Annotated in this window: 8 protein-coding genes; 6 read left to right on the top strand and 2 right to left on the bottom strand. The window is 68.4% G+C overall.

What is annotated here, in order from left to right; translation table 11 throughout:
- The first annotated feature begins 434 nt into the window (after positions 1-434).
- Together IO30_RS0115290 and IO30_RS45420 are read left to right on the top strand one after the other, a co-directional pair.
- Positions 435-7907, top strand: coding sequence for a ricin-type beta-trefoil lectin domain protein (locus IO30_RS0115290; RefSeq protein WP_107066892.1), 7473 nt, complete (start codon positions 435-437; stop codon positions 7905-7907).
- Positions 7886-8401, top strand: a complete 516-nt coding sequence (locus IO30_RS45420; protein WP_157853308.1) for a hypothetical protein — start codon at positions 7886-7888, stop codon at positions 8399-8401. Before IO30_RS0115290 ends, IO30_RS45420 begins: the two co-directional genes overlap by 22 nt.
- 688 nt (positions 8402-9089) lie before the next feature.
- Here the strand turns inward: IO30_RS45420 and IO30_RS41970 are convergent.
- Both IO30_RS41970 and IO30_RS0115280 read right to left on the bottom strand, forming a co-directional pair.
- The gene (locus IO30_RS41970; protein ID WP_157853306.1) at positions 9090-9716 is read right to left on the bottom strand and encodes a hypothetical protein; all 627 of its coding nucleotides are present in this window, start codon (positions 9714-9716) and stop codon (positions 9090-9092) included.
- Positions 9713-10840: a C40 family peptidase gene (locus IO30_RS0115280; RefSeq protein ID WP_031143238.1), complete on the bottom strand. Its 1128-nt coding sequence runs from the start codon at positions 10838-10840 to the stop codon at positions 9713-9715. Before IO30_RS0115280 ends, IO30_RS41970 begins: the two co-directional genes overlap by 4 nt.
- Before the next feature lie 255 nt (positions 10841-11095).
- Between IO30_RS0115280 and IO30_RS43560 the strand changes: the two genes are divergently transcribed.
- From IO30_RS43560 to IO30_RS0115260, 4 genes are read left to right on the top strand one after another with little or no spacing between them, the layout of a single operon-like run.
- A complete protein-coding gene (locus tag IO30_RS43560; RefSeq protein WP_051902308.1) occupies positions 11096-11992 on the top strand; it encodes a hypothetical protein in 897 nt (298 codons plus the stop codon).
- 16 nt (positions 11993-12008) lie between these two features.
- Positions 12009-12350: a hypothetical protein gene (locus tag IO30_RS0115270; protein ID WP_031143234.1), complete on the top strand. Its 342-nt coding sequence runs from the start codon at positions 12009-12011 to the stop codon at positions 12348-12350.
- A gap of 6 nt (positions 12351-12356) precedes the next feature.
- Entirely contained in the window at positions 12357-13136 is a 780-nt protein-coding gene (locus IO30_RS47005) for a hypothetical protein (protein ID WP_031143232.1), read from the top strand.
- 1 nt (position 13137) lies between these two features.
- A complete protein-coding gene (locus tag IO30_RS0115260; protein ID WP_237403543.1) occupies positions 13138-14970 on the top strand; it encodes a hypothetical protein in 1833 nt (610 codons plus the stop codon).

Raw genomic sequence — 14970 nt, 5'->3', positions numbered from 1 at the left:
CCGCAGCCCTCGGCACTCACTAATCATTTCGGCCAGTGGCCGGAAAACGCGAAGAGGCGGCTCCCTGCTCGTCTTTCAACGCAAAGGAGTCGCGAGCCGAGCATGAACCATGCCACCGACATCCTCACCCCCTGTATTCGCTGTTCGGCCCACTCTGGTGGGGTCATTTGTGTGGATTGCCCCACGGTATACAGATAGTAAAGTGACAAAGCCCACACCGATTATCGGAACCTAGATTTTCGGGTCCGTATGGCCGCAGAATCAGCTGGCTATTTGTCAGTTTCCTGCCAGCCGTGTGCCATCGCCGCGGCGGCGGAGCGTGGGGGGTCCACATGTCGCCGTTGTCGGCGAACAATTTCCGCCTGCCCGGAAACAGAAAGGCGCGCGCAAGACGCGCGCGCCTCGCCGGGCAAGCCGGCATCACGCTTTCCGTGATGCTGGTCGCAACTCTTCTGCCCATCGAGGCCTGGGCTGCGCCACCGGGCGACCGTAATGGCGTCCAACTGCCGGGTCTCCAGCAGGACATCAGAGCCAAGCTCGACAAGGTCGAGGCCGCCAAGCTCGAAGGATGGGCGGGCACTCCCGCGCTTCCGCCCGCCGAGTACGAGCCGTCGAAGGTGACGCCCCCGGCCGCAGGCGCCGTGGACGTCGCCCTCAGCGGGGACCAGCTCGTCCAGGCCGGAACCCTTCCCGTCAGCATCGGCAAGGCCTCACCCACCACAGCCGAACCTGCGCCGCCCACCCCTTCGGGCACCTGGTCCGTCGCAGTGGAAGCCCGTACCGCCACCGAGGCGGCCAACGTCGACGGCGCGATCATCAAGGTCACCCCGCCCGCCGAAGGCTCCACCCCGGTCGACGTCCAGCTGGACTACAAGAAGTTCAAGGACCTCTACGGCACCGAGTGGGCCACCCGCCTGGAGCTCAAGCAGCTCCCGGCCTGCTTCCTGACGACCCCCGACCTGCCCGAGTGCTCCGTCTCCAAGGACGTCCCGAGCACCAACGACCCCTCCAGCGGCACGGTCCGCGCCACCGTCGACCCGGCCACCGCACCCGGCCAGGGCCTGCGCACCATGGCCGTCGGCGGGGGCGGCCCGATGGTCCTGGCCGCCTCCGACGGCGCCTCCGGCGCGGGCGGCACGTACAAGGCCACGTCCCTGTCCCCGACCGGTTCCTGGACCGCGGGCGGCAGCGGCGGCGGCTTCTCCTGGACCTATCCGCTGACCGTCCCCGCGCCGCCGGCCGGCCCCGCCCCGAAGATCGGGTTCTCGTACTCCTCCCAGGCCGTCGACGGCAAGACGTCCGTGGCCAACGGGCAGGCGTCCTGGGTCGGCGACGGCTGGGACTACGAACCCGGCTACATCGAGCGCCGCTACCGCTCCTGCGGCGACGACCTGAAGGCCGTCCCCAGCAAGCCGAACAACGACAACGCCACCGACAAGAAGAAGGGCGACCTCTGCTGGGCCGCCGACAACGTGGTGATGTCGCTCGGCGGCTCCACCACTGAGCTCGTCCACGACGCCGCGACCGGCAAGTGGGTCCCCGCCTCCGACGACGGCTCCCGCGTCGAGCGCAAGACCGACGCCGGCATCGCCAACGGTGCCAAGGACGGCGAGTACTGGGTCGTCACCACCCGCGAGGGCACCCGCTACTTCTTCGGCCGCCACGACGTCGACGGCGCCGGCAGCCGCCCGGCGACCAACTCCGTCCTCACCGCTCCGGTCTACGGCAACCACCCGGGCGAGCCCTGCTACCAGACCACCTTCGCGGCCTCCGCCTGCGACCAGGGCTGGCGCTGGAACCTCGACTATGTCGAAGACGTCCACGGCAACGCCATGGTCATCGACTGGGCCAAGGAGACCAACCGCTACGCCAAGAACGGCAAGTTCAAGGAGCCCGTCTCCTACGTCCGTGCCGGCTACCCCACGCAGATCAGCTACGGCCTGCGCAGCGACAACCTCTCCGGCGCACCGGCCGGCAAGGTCGAGTTCACCGTCGCCGAACGCTGCATCAAGGAGCAGGGCGTCGACTGCTCGGACGCCTCCTTCGACTCGAAGAACTACGGCGACAAGCAGCCCTGGTGGGACACCCCCTCCACGCTCCACTGCAAGGCCGACGCCAAGGACTGCTACACCAGCTCACCGACCTTCTGGACCCGCAAGCGCCTGACCGCGGTCACCACCTACGGCCAGCGCACCCCCGGCTCCACCGCCCTCTCCCTCGTGGACCGCTGGAACCTGGCCCAGTCGTTCCCCAAGCAGCGCACCGACACCCACCCGCCGCTGTGGCTCGAGTCCATCACCCGCACCGGCTACGGCACCACCAAGGACGCCGCGGGCAACCAGGAGAGCGCGTCGCTGCCGCCGGTCTCCTTCCTGGCCAACGTCCAGGACATGCCCAACCGCGTCGCGACCGGCCCCAACGACGCCACCCCGGACTTCGACCGCCTGCGCGTGGAGACCATCCGCAGCGAGACGGGCGGAGAGACCTACGTCGACTACTCCGCGCCCTGCGCGGTCGGCGGCACCCACCCGAAGCCCGAGGAGAACACCACCCGCTGCTACCCGGTCCACTGGTCCCCGGACAGCGAGCTGGAGAAGCCGCCGCTGGAGTGGTTCAACAAGTACGTCGTCGACAAGGTCGTCGAGAAGGACCGCGTCGCCCGCCAGCCCGACGTCACCACCGCCTACACCTACGAAGGCGACGCGGCCTGGGCCAAGGACAGCGACGAGTACTCCAAGCCCGAACTGCGCACCTACAGCCAGTGGCGCGGCTACGCCAGCGTGCTCGTCAGCAAGGGCGTGACCGCCAACGCGGGCAAGCCCGACGCCACCGAGCAGTCCCAGACCCGGACCCGCTACTTCCGCGGCATGTCCGCCGACGCCGGCCGCCCCAAGATCACCGTCAAGGACTCCACCGGCACCGAAGACCTCGGCGAGGACCTCCTCCAGCTGCAGGGACGCGCAGCCGAGACGATCAGCTACACCAAGGCCGGCGGCACCGTCTCCTCCCGGGTCATCAACTGGCCGTGGCTGCAGAAGACGGCCTCCCGGCCCAGGGACGGCACCACGCCCCTGGACGCCTACCGCTCCGACACCTCGCGCACGGACAAGATCGAGTCGATCAGCGGCGGCGCCACCCGCACCCAGCGCACGCGCACCACGTTCGACGCCACCTACGGCCTCACCGAGAAGGTGGAGAGCGAGGCCGTCAGCCCCGACGGCACCGGCGGCTGGAAGACCACCGACCAGACCTGCGCCACCACCTCCTACGTCCACAACACGGACAAGCACCTGATCGGACTGCCGCACCGCGTCCGCACGACCGCAGGCACCTGCGCGGCGGCCGGCTCGCTGATGTCCGACACCCGCACCTCCTACGACGCGCTCAACGCCTTCGGCGCCGCCCCCACCAAGGGCCTCGTCCACCAGGTCGACACCAACGACGCGGCGGGCACCGGCTGGATCACCACCGCCCGCACCGAGTACGACGTGCTCGGCCGCCCGGTCAAGGTCTTCGACCCGGCCGGGAACACTGTGACCACGGCCTACAGCCCCGCCACCGGCCCGGCCTTCGCCGTCACCGGGACCAACGCACTCGGCCACACGACCACCACCACGAACGACCCCGGCCGCGGCCTTCCGCTGGAAGACACCGACGCCAACGGCCGCAAGGTCACCACGTCCTACGACAGCCTGGGCCGGTCCACCGCCGTGTGGACGCCCTCCCAGAAGCCCGGCACCGACAAGGCCGCCTTCACCTTCACCTACCAGATCTCCGAGCACGAACCCCCCGTCGTCACCAGCAGCACCCTGCAGGACGACGGCACCTACGCCCATGCCCTCACGATCTACGACGGCATGCTGCGCCCGCGCCAGAGCCAGGGCGAGGCCCTGGGCGGCGGCCGCCTGATCACCGACACGCTCTACAGCGCGAACGGAACGGTCCGCCAGACCAACAACGGCTACTACGCCGAAGGCTCACCGGCGAAGAAGATCTTCGTCCCGGAGAGCGTCTTCCAGATCCCGAACTCGACCAAGACCGCCTACGACGGCCTCGGCCGCACCGTCCGCAGCACCACCCTCCACGCGGACGTCCCCCAGTACTCCAGCACCGCGCAGTACGGCGGCGACTGGACCCTCACCCGCTCGGCCATGTCCGCGGACGGCACCACGCCCCTCAAGGGCAGCCGCTCCTCGAAGACCTGGACCGACCCGCTGGGCCGCACCTCGGCCGTCGAACACGCCACCTCGACCGACCTCACCACCTGGAACCGGACCAGCTACGCGTACGACATCCGCAACAAGCTGACCGGTGTCACCGACACCGCCGGCAACAAGTGGACCTACACCTACGACGCCCGCGGACGCCAGACCTCCGCCACCGACCCCGACACCGGCCAGTCCTCCGTCGGGTACGACGACCTCGACCAGCAGGTCTGGGCCAAGGACTCCAGCGGCCGCGCCCAGTACACCGCCTACGACGTCCTCGGCCGCAAGACCGAACTGCGCGACAACGCAGCCGACGGACCCCTCGTCGCGTCCTGGACCTTCGACTCCCTGCCCGGCGCCAAGGGCAAGCCCGTCTCCTCCACCCGTCACGAGGGCGGAGCGGCGTACAAGAGCGAGGTCACCGGATACGACAGCGAGTACCGGCCCACCGGCTCGAAGGTCACCATCCCCGACGTCCCCGCAGCCAAGGGCTTCGCCGGGACCTACGCCTACAGCACCACCTACACCCCCACGGGCAAGGTCCAGTCGACGACCGTCCCCTCCACCCCGGGCGGCCTCGCAGCCGAAAAGCTGATCACCCGCTACAACGGCGACGGCATGCCCCAGAGCGTGTCCGGCCTGTCCTGGTACACGGCCGACACCGTCTATAGCCCGTTCGGCGAGGTCCTGCGCACCGCATCGGGCAGCGCCCCCAACCGGGTGTGGACCACCAACCTGTACGACCCGAACACCGGCCGCGTGTCCCAGTCCATCAACGACCGGGAGACCGCCAACGCCAACCGCATCAACGACATCTCCTACGCCTACGACCCCGCGGGCAACATCACCTCGGTCACCGACAACCAGCCCGGCGGCCGCACCGACCGCCAGTGCTACGCGTACGACCCCATGGGCCAGCTCACCAAGGCCTGGACCGGCAAGACCGCAGCCTGCACCGGCCCCAGCCTGGCCGACGTCACGCCCGGACCTGACGGTGACGGCTTCTGGCAGGAGTACCAGTTCGACTCGATCGGCAACCGCACCAAGCTGATCAACCGCGACCTCACCAACGGGGCCCTGGACGACGAGACCACCTACACCTACGGCGTCACCATCGCCGGCAACGGCACCCAGCCGCCCGTCACCACCAAGCCCCACGCCCTGGCCAAGACCGAGAAGATCACCCGCAACCCGGGCTCCACGATCAACTCGACGTCCACCTACGCGTACGACAACTCCGGCAACACCACGAGCCGCCGGATCGACGGCGACACCCAGACCCTGAACTGGGACCGCCGCAACAAGCTCACCTCGGCCCTCAGCCCCGGCATCGGCGCGGTCTCCGTGACCGGCCTCTCCGGCAAGTGCCTCGACGTAGCCGCCGGAAACACCGCCGACGGCACCCGCGTCCAGCTCTACACCTGCAACGAGACCAAGGCCCAGCAGTGGCGCCTGACCGGCGACACCGTCCAGGCCCTCGGCAAGTGCCTCACCAACCAGAACGGCGAAGCCCGCATCGCCACCTGCGACGGCAGCGCCCAGCAGAAGTTCACCTACCGTGCAGGCGACAAGACCCTCTACAACGCGGCCGCCAACGCCTGCCTCGACGTCTCCGGCGGCAGCGACGCCGACGGGGCCAGCCTCCTCCTCTACACCTGCGCGGGCGCCACCAACCAGCGGTGGGCCTTCGACAACACCACCACCTACATCTACGACGCCGACGGCAACCGCCTGATCGAGGAGACCGGCAGCGCCCGCACCCTCTACCTGGGCGACGCCGAGATCACGGTCAACAAGGCCGGCCAGGCCCTCGACGCCGTCCGCTACTACAGCGGCCCGGGCGCCACCACCGTCCGCCGCACCAACGGCAAGACCGACAACCACCTGCTCAGCATCCAACTGGCCGACCACCACGGCACGGCCACCACCACCATCGACCAAAGCGCGGGCCAGACCATCACCCGCCGCAAGTCCGACCCCTACGGAAACCCCCGCGGCACCCAGCCCGGCAACTGGCCCGGCAGCCGAGGCTTCCTCGGCACCGGCGTCGACGACACCAACACCAGCCTCACCCACATCGGCGCCCGCGAATACGAATCGACCACCGGCCGCTTCGTCTCCGTCGACCCGGTCATCGACATCACCGACCCGCTCCAGATGAACGGGTACACCTACGCCAACGGCAACCCGATCAGCAACGCAGACCCCACGGGCCTCTACCTGGACGACGGCACGGGCCACTCGGAAAAGCTCGACGGCAGCTCCCCCGCGAACCCCCTCACTCCCGGCGCCAAGTACACACCGCCGACCGACGGCGGCAATCCTGGCAAGGGAGACAGCCCGAAGGGGAACAAGGGCAAGACGACCAGCAGCAAGAAGGACTGCGGCTTCTGGTCCAAGTGCAACTTCAACAAGAAGGTCAAGGCCACCAAGGACTGGGTCAACGAAAACAAGGTAGCCATTGCCGCGATCACCACTGAAGTGATTGTCGGATTCGCATGTGTAAGTGCTGCAGGAGCAGGGGCAGCTGCGACGGGTGGCGCAAGCCTTGCGCTGATAGCCGGCTGCGGAGCGGTTGCAGGAGCCGCTGGGGCTGCCGTCGCCAATTACATGACACCAGGCGCAGACCACAGCGTGATGGGTCAACTGAAGGCCCAAGCCCGAGGTGCTCTCTGGGGAGCCGCGGGCAGTACAGCCATGAAGGCAGCCTCCCCGGCATTTGCTGCGGTCGGCAAAGTAGCCGGAAAGGCCGCAGGTGAGGCCGTTTCTAAAATTGGGTCAAAGATTGGAAACAAGGGCGGCACATGCCCGACCGGAAATAGTTTCGCTGCAGGAACTCTTGTCTTCATGGCGGATGGATCGACCAAGCCGATCGAACATCTGGAGCAGGGTGACAAGGTCCTTGCCACCGATCCGGAGACCGGAGAGACCCGCGCTGAGGACGTCACGGCAACCATCCGCGGTGAGGGAGTCAAGAGCCTCGTAGAGGTCGCTGTAGACACAGACGGCAATGCTGGATCAGCTGCCTACACCATCACCGCTACTGCTAAGCACCCCTTCTGGGTCGCCGACCTGGACGAATGGGTGGACGCCACCGAGCTCAATCCAGGCCAGTGGCTTCGGACCAGTAGCGGCACTTTCGTGCAGGTCGCATCGGTCAAGCGGTGGACGGCTGAACAAGAAGTCGTCTACAACCTCACCGTCGCCGACCTCCACACGTACTATGCACTGGCCGGTGCCACTCCCGTCCTGGTCCACAACTGCCCTACTGGAACCCGAGGTCCGCAGGGAAAGTTCAAGCCCACGCTGGTGGTGGATCGCGCTCAGGGAAACTGGGACATGGAAGCGAGGATCTCGGATGCCAGTGCTCTTCGTGACCAGGTTGCAGGGGCAGCAACGGGGGCGGCGAAGTCACGCACCTACACAGCAGCAGTGCACAGGAGGACTGGCGATATCGCTGTTAGCTGTTCTGGGAACGGAAGCTGTGCGGAACCGAACATCCTGAACGCAACTGGATGGTCAGCTGACGATGTGATCTTCACTCGAGCCGTGAGACGAGAGGATGTCGGTGACGGTTTGGGGAAGATTCTACAGGAGAAGGAAATATGCACTGTTTGTCAGGGGAACTATGGACCCGATAATTTCGTCTCGGGCGTTCTGTATGACCCTGCTGGACCTTGGATGTTGAGGGCAGGATGAGGGCGTATATTGTTGAGCTGGAGCGCCACGACTGGGCTTCGCTTAGATGTGGATGCGGAGATTCGGGCGCCCATATCCCGTCTTCGTTCACTGCCCTTCTCGAGGCGCGCACTCAAGCGGAAACCATCGGGTATACGCTCGATGGTCATTTGGAGCGAAACGCCATGCTGTTCCAAGTGGCGCCGTATGCGACTCCCGTAATTCTCGCCGCCCTGGCCGAAGATTTGCCACCGTTTACCAGGTCTCATTTGCTGAACATTCTTTGGTACTTGGTGACAGGGGAGTCTCATGAAACCGAAGTGGAAGCGGGCTTTCCGGGTCTGGAAATGGAGTGCCGCTCTGCGGTGGCGGAGGGGATCTGGTTGATCTACAAAGAGGCGGCATCGGGAGACGGTGAGACAGCTCTGGATATCTTGGAATTCACAGATTCGGATTCTGTGCGATTTGAACATTTCCGCTCGACTATCTCCCGTAGATTCAAGGGGAAGGCGTGAGGAAAATCTATGAGCTGGGCGACTTCGGAAGCTGTACCCTGCGACGGGTGAAGAAGGGCCCGCACTGAGTTTGCACTGCGTGTGATCGAAACCCGACGCTTGGGTGGGATTGAGTAGTCAGCTCGAACGGCTAGCTAGAGCTCCGCCGGGAATATTCTTCCCGGCGGAGCTCTCAGCCGCTCTGACGGCAACACGGACCCCCGGGGCCAAGTTCGGGCTCTGATTGACGGGGAGGGTCGGGTGCGGTCGGATGAGGCACGATGCCATGGCTCCGAGGGGGTATGCCCAGCCGACGGGTATGGCATACAGCCGAAGCAGGATGCGTCCAAACTTTCTTTACATCTTCAAGGCGACCCGCTGGTGCGGGTCGCGCGCGGCACAGCCGCCCCCAGGCCCGCTCTCGGCTCCGCCACTGGGCCGGCCAGCCACCAGGCCGCGCAACAGCGCACCAGATGACCTAAAGCGCGAAGAAGCCGGACGTGCCCGCACAGCGAGCAGCCCACGGCCCTTCGGCCGTCCAGTACGCCCTATTCGCCGCCTGCGGCGGTCAGACAAGCCTGATTCTGGACAGGCGACGAACGGCTGCGTCTGGCACTCAACGAGGTAAGCCCACCGCTCAGGCCAGACTGGGTGCTGGCCGCAAGGCAGCGCAATTGCCATGGGCCGGCGGTCGTTCAGTGGCTGAGATTCACAGGGCGGGCATCGCTGCTGCGAGCTGATCGTCCCCGGACCGCTGGACCTGCTCGAGGTGTTCGCGCATGCGGAGGATCGCTTCCGTCCCGCCGCTCTGCAGCTCGGTGAACGTCTCCATCAGGCCTTCTGCGAAGCGCGCTGCGTCAGGGTCCGGCAGGGCCTTCCACATGCTGTACGTCCGCCGCACCGCGAGGTTGGTCTCCTCGTGGTCCGGGCCGTGGAGTGCTGCGTGCAGGCGGACGACGTGGAGGTACCAGGCCACCGCGGTTTCGTGGTGGCCGGTCAGGAGGGCGAGGTAGGCCCGGACTTCCCGGACCCGCACCGTCTCGATGTGTTCTTCGCCGTGCGCAGCCGTGGTCCTCGCGTCGAGCTCCTCCGCGAGGATGTGCGCGCGCTCGAGGTCGACGGAGGCCGCCGCCTGGACGGCAGCCAGCTGCTCCGCGGTTTCGCCGCTCACGGCGGCGGCAGCTGCATCGGCGGCAGCAGGGGCCTCGACCGCGGGAAGGGGTTCGTCGGTCTCCGTGCCCGCCCAGAACGCCGGGTCGACCACGCCCCAGGGGCGGAAGAGCAGCTGGTCGTCGTCCAGGTCCTGCATGGGCTCCCCCGTGTTCGTTTTGGTCACCAGGCCACCACCCGTCGGATGCCCGTTGCCCGGGTCATGTAGTTCGTCGAGTTGCGCCAGCTGCTGTACGGGACGATCCGCGTGCGGACCCCGGTCCGCGGGGACTCGATCAGGAGCCCCGATCCGATGTACATGCCGACGTGCCCCGGGCTGGCGGCAGAGCCGTCGGACCCGGCGTTGAAGACTAGGTCGCCCGGCTTCGGGTCGTCCAGGCCGACCTTGATGGGCAGGTCGATCTGGTCGAACGTCACCCGCGGGATGGTGATGCCGGCCGCCCTGTACGCCTGCTGCATCAGGGACGAGCAGTCGCACCAGTGCTGCGGCTTCGAGCCGAGGGCGTCGGTGCAGTCGCCGCCGAGCTGGTACCAGCCACCCTGCTGCGCCAGGGCCCACGCCACGGCGGTACGGACCTGGGGCGGGGTGTCGGGCGGCAGCTCGAAGCCGTCCGGAAGCTCGACGGGCCCGCCGCCCCCGCCCCCGCCTACGGACGCGGTGTACTTCACCGACCGGGCCAGGATCGCCTTGACGTAGTTGTAGGTCTGCCCCGCGGCGAAACTCGCGGGCGGGACGCCGCCGAACTGTTCCACCCGGCCCCACCCCGCGTTGTATCCGGCCAGGGCCTTCTCGATGGGTGAGCCGCTGTACTCGGGATGGGCCTTGGCCGTCTTCAGCAGGCCGCACATCATGCGTCCCTGCGCGGGGATGGCGTCCTTCGGGTCCATGACGTCCTTGTCGCCGTCCCCGTCACCGTCGACTCCCTGGGTGGCCCAGGTGTCCGGGATGAACTGCGATATCCCGTACGCGATCGGCCTGCCGGCCGAATCCCGGGAGATCGCGGTCGGGTCGAAGTTGCTCTCGGCCCACAGCTGGGCCGCCAGGATGGCCGGCGGCAGGCCTTGGTCGCACGCGGCGGCCGCAGCGAGGATCAGCGGCGCGTACTGCGCCGGGACGCCGTCGGGCCCCCCGATCCGCAGCGCCCCGGACGTCGGCCACGTACCGACGCTGCGCCCCTTGCCTCCGTCCTCCGCGAGCGTGGCGACGAGCATCACCATGCCGATCCCGAACGCCAGCGGGGTGGCGACCACCCCTGCACCGGCAACCCCCAGCCACCGCTTCGCCCCCATTCGGTCCCCCCGACCATCCGCATGATTTGCGCCCACGAAGATCTGATCCGGCCACGATGGCCGGTAGTGCATCCATCTGAGATCGCGTGGCGGATCGTGACACTATGCCATTTCCGCTTACGGGAGGGGTTGCTGAATACCCCTCAGTCGATCCGATGATCACGGTGTAAGGTGCCGATGCGTTGCCCCTTCGAGCCGGTGGCCGTGTGGAGTTCACATTAGCGACGGTTCTGTGTGGCGCGTTTGGGGGGAATCATGGGTAAAAAGGGCAAGCCGCCGTTCCTGGGGCTGCCGGAGACCGCGCGCCTCGTCGTGCCGGTCATGGCTGCGGCCGGAGGCAGCGCGCGTTCCACCGTCGCGCACCTCCTTGCCGACGAGCTGGCACCGTCGGCCGACACCGTCGTGCTGGACCTCGCGCCCCGCCTCGCTTCCCCCTGGCCCGCGTGGAGCGGCGGCACACAAGCCGCCGGTCTCGCCGGGCTCCCGCAAGGCCAGCCCCTCACGCGCGGCGCCGTCCGCGCTGCCGCCGCAGCCCGCAGGGCCGCTGAGGGCAGCTGGCGCGTGATGACCGACGGGCGCGAGTGGCATGCCGCCCCGCTGGCCCTGCCGTCCGAGCCCGCCGCCTGGTACCAACTGGCCGCCGCGGGGGGCTGGCAGGCCGTGGTCGCCGACACCGCCCACGCCGTTGCGCATGACGTCCTCGCGGCTCGGTGCTACGGATACCCCAGCCTGACCCGCGCCTGGTGCGACCTGCCCTTCGCGATACCGGTCCTGTGCGCCCAGGCCACCGCCGACGGCGTGCAGGCCCTGCAACAGGCCGTGATGGTGCTGCACGCCGAAGGGCTGCCGCTGCAGCGCACCGTGGTCGTCCTTGCCGCCACGGCGGACGGTCGCCCGCCTGCCGTCGTCCGGGCGGCGGCCACCATGCTCTCCGCCCGTGCCGCGGCCGTCGTTCACCTGCCCCACGACGTGGACATCCGCGCCACCGGACTCCAGGCCCAGCCGGCCCGGATCCGTACGCGAACCCGGGAGGCGGCCCGGGAGCTGGCCACCGCCGTGCTCGCCGCCGCCCACGTGTCCTTCGGCCACCCGCTGCCCGATGCTCCGCAGCCCGCCCCGCTCCCTGCCGCCGCAGTACCTGCTGCCGTCTGACGAGGAATCACCGATCATGAGCCAGTTCCTGACGACCCTGCACACCCTCGCGAGCGACCCCGGTCTGGTGACGCTGGCCGATGGCGTGGGGCCCGTACCCGACTTCGATCCGGCGCTGCCGACGTCGGTCAACACCCCCGTCCAGACCGTCCTGGCCTGGACCGCCGGCGGTGGCCTCGCCCTGGCCGTCCTCGGCGGACTCTCCGGGTGGGCCCTGGTCGCGGTCGGCCACAACACCGAGCGGGCGGCCCTGGCCGCCCGCGGCAAGCAGGGCGTGCTGTGGAGCCTCATCGGCGCGGGCGGCATCGGGCTGACGTCCTCGCTCGTCCTGGCCGTCTTCACCATGACGAACGGCTGAGCCGGCGTGGACTCCTCGACCGGGCTCAGGGCCCGCAGGGCGCGCTTCGTTCTCGCCGCGATCGTCGTTGTCGTGGCCGCGCTGCTGGTCGCGGGCGGGTTCGTCGCGGCCACGCTGATGGGGGACGACGCCAAGGGGAAGCCTGCGGCCGGAGCCAGTCCCTCCGCCAGCGCCCCCGAACCGACCGGTGGCGCGGCCACGGGCGGTCCGATGACGCCGGAGCGGGGGCAGAAGATCACCCTCCGCAAGCCCACCGGGCACAAGGACGGTGTGGCCATCGGCTTCCCAGGATCTCCCAGCGGGGGGATCTCCGCTGTCGTGTACTTCTGGGAGGAGTACGCGTGGCTCGACGACGAGAAGGCTGCTCAGCAGCTTGCCGCCGTCGCCTCCAAGGACGCGCCGGGTTATGCCGACAAGCAGGTGTCGGAGATCCGCAAGCTGCGTGAGGCGCTCGGTCTGGCGCCGTCGGGCGGACTCCCCGCCGACATCGAGTTCACGACTGCCGTGCACGCGGCCCGGGGCAAGACCCTGAAAGCACCAGGGCTTCCCGTCGGCGACGTCATGCAGGTCTGGCTGTCCTACGACCGGTACGCCACCGGCCCCAAGGGCGGCGTCGACCAGAATCCCCTGCGCGGCGACACAGTGTCCTTCGTCGTGAAGTGGGAGGACGGGGCCTGGCGCTTCACGGACAAGTACGACGCGCTCGGAGACTTCCCCGTTGCCTACGAGCCCACCAGCCCCTACGCCTGGAGCGACGGCTGGGTGCAGGTCCTCCATGCAAGCTGACATGCCACACCGCGCGATCCGGGCCGTCGTCGTCCTGTGCGCCCTGCTGTCCTTCCTCGGCACCGGAGCCGCCCTGTCGATCGCCGTGGCGGCCGATGATCCGAAGTACCACGCTACGGTCGGCCCGCCCGACCCCATCCCCAAGGACTGGGACCAGTTCAGCGTCGGCATCGACCCGCGGGGCAAGTACTGCCTGGTCGACCAGATCGACGACCGTGCGATTTGCCACCTGCCCGGCCCCGACGACCCGCCGTTCCCCGGGCGGACCATCCCCTGCGAGGGAGCGGACGGCACTGGCGCGGCCGAGTGCAACGACGAGGACAAGAGGACCGCCGAGATCCGGCGCCTGGAGCGGTGGCGCAAGGACTTCCCCGACAAGCAGTGGAAGAACTACGAACCGCTCAACAAGTACCTCACCGACTGCGTGGAGAAGGACAACCGCCCCCTCGCCGTTTGCCAGAAGGAGGGGGAGGCGAAGTACCCGCCTCCCGCCAAGGGGCCCCTGGACTGGGTCGCCGGGAAGTTCTCCGAGTTCGCCTCCAACGCCCTGAAGGAGGCCGCGAGCTACATCGGCAAGGCGGTCGTGTGGTTGTTGCAGGAGTTCGCGACGATGTTCAACGAGAACTCCACGATCGAGCTGGATGACACCGGCATCCACAAGTTCACGCTGATGATGACCTCCCTCTCGGCGGTCCTGGCCGTCTTCCTGCTCCTGATCCAGTTCGGAAAGGTTTCGATCAGCCACAACGGCGGCCCGGCGGCAACCGCCCTGACGGGCCTGGCGAAGTGGGCCGTCATCTCCTCCGTGTACTGGGGAGTGACGCAGACGGCCCTCCACTGGTCCGATGCCGTGTCGACGTGGATCATCGACAAGACCTTCAACGGCAGCGGCGCAGATGCGACGTCGGCCATGCAGCAGCAGCTCGGGGTCCTGTTCGGGGGCCTGATCACCGGGGGCGGTGGCGCCGCCACCGCTGGTGGCGCGCTGATCGCCGGCGAGACCGTTACCGTCGCCGCGGTCGGCGTCGTCATCGTCGTCGGCATCGTGTGCATCCTGGTCATCGCAGCCCTGTGGGTGGAGATCCTGATGCGGCAGGTCGGCATCATGATCATCGTCGCGACCATGCCGATCACCCTGGCCGGACAGCTCTCCGACGCCACCTCCGAGTGGTGGCCCAAGGCCCGCAACGCCCTCATCGCCCTGATCCTGATGAAGCCCGCGATCGTGGCCTGCTTCTCGATCGGCGTGTTCGCCATGTCCGAGGGCAAGGGCGTGCAGAACATGCTGGTCGGGCTCGTGACGTTCCTCGCGGGTGCGGTCTGCTGGCCGGCGCTGGCGAAGTTCATGACGTTCACCACCAACGGCTCGGGCGCCGCCATGGCCTCGGGATGGATGAGCTCTGCGGGCTCCTCCGCCTCCTCCATGAGCGGCGGCTACCGGCCCGAGCCCAGCGGCGCCGGATCGGTCGGCGGCGGCTCCGGCTACACCAAGGCCCTGGAGTCCGAGAACAGTACGACGGGCACGGCCCCGTCGGCCGCGTCCGACGGCGGCGGCGGTTCAGCCAAGGCCGCGGGCCGCTTCGGCGGCCGGGCGATGGGCATGGCCGCGTTCGGCCTGCAGGTCGCAGCGGTCGGCAAGGACACCCTGGAGTCCGGGCTGGGCAGCACAGCGGCCAACGCCGGTCTCGACCAGGGCGGAGGCGGCGGCCGGCACGTGGTCATCCCGCCCCGCAGGCAGCCGTCCTCGTCCTCCGCACCCGCTGCGGTCGGAGCACCGACCGAGGCACCGGACCCCGGCCCGCGGCCCTCCCCGACCCCTCGAACGGAGGGATGA

Origin of the sequence: Streptomyces xanthophaeus, assembly GCF_000725805.1 — a bacterium.
GTDB classification, from domain to species: domain Bacteria; phylum Actinomycetota; class Actinomycetes; order Streptomycetales; family Streptomycetaceae; genus Streptomyces; species Streptomyces xanthophaeus.
Note: the sequence above shows the minus strand (reverse complement) of the source record. Positions and strands in the feature narration are given on the sequence as shown.

Excerpts from the sequence above, each read along its gene's own strand:
- IO30_RS0115290 (WP_107066892.1), top strand. The coding sequence starts at position 435 with ATGCTGGTCGCAACTCTTCTGCCCATCGAGGCCTGGGCTGCGCCACCG.
- IO30_RS0115270 (WP_031143234.1), top strand. The coding sequence starts at position 12,009 with ATGAGCCAGTTCCTGACGACCCTGCACACCCTCGCGAGCGACCCCGGT.
- IO30_RS0115260 (WP_237403543.1), top strand. The coding sequence starts at position 13,138 with ATGCCACACCGCGCGATCCGGGCCGTCGTCGTCCTGTGCGCCCTGCTG.
- IO30_RS0115280 (WP_031143238.1), bottom strand. The coding sequence starts at position 10,840 with ATGGGGGCGAAGCGGTGGCTGGGGGTTGCCGGTGCAGGGGTGGTCGCC.
- IO30_RS43560 (WP_051902308.1), top strand. The coding sequence starts at position 11,096 with ATGGGTAAAAAGGGCAAGCCGCCGTTCCTGGGGCTGCCGGAGACCGCG.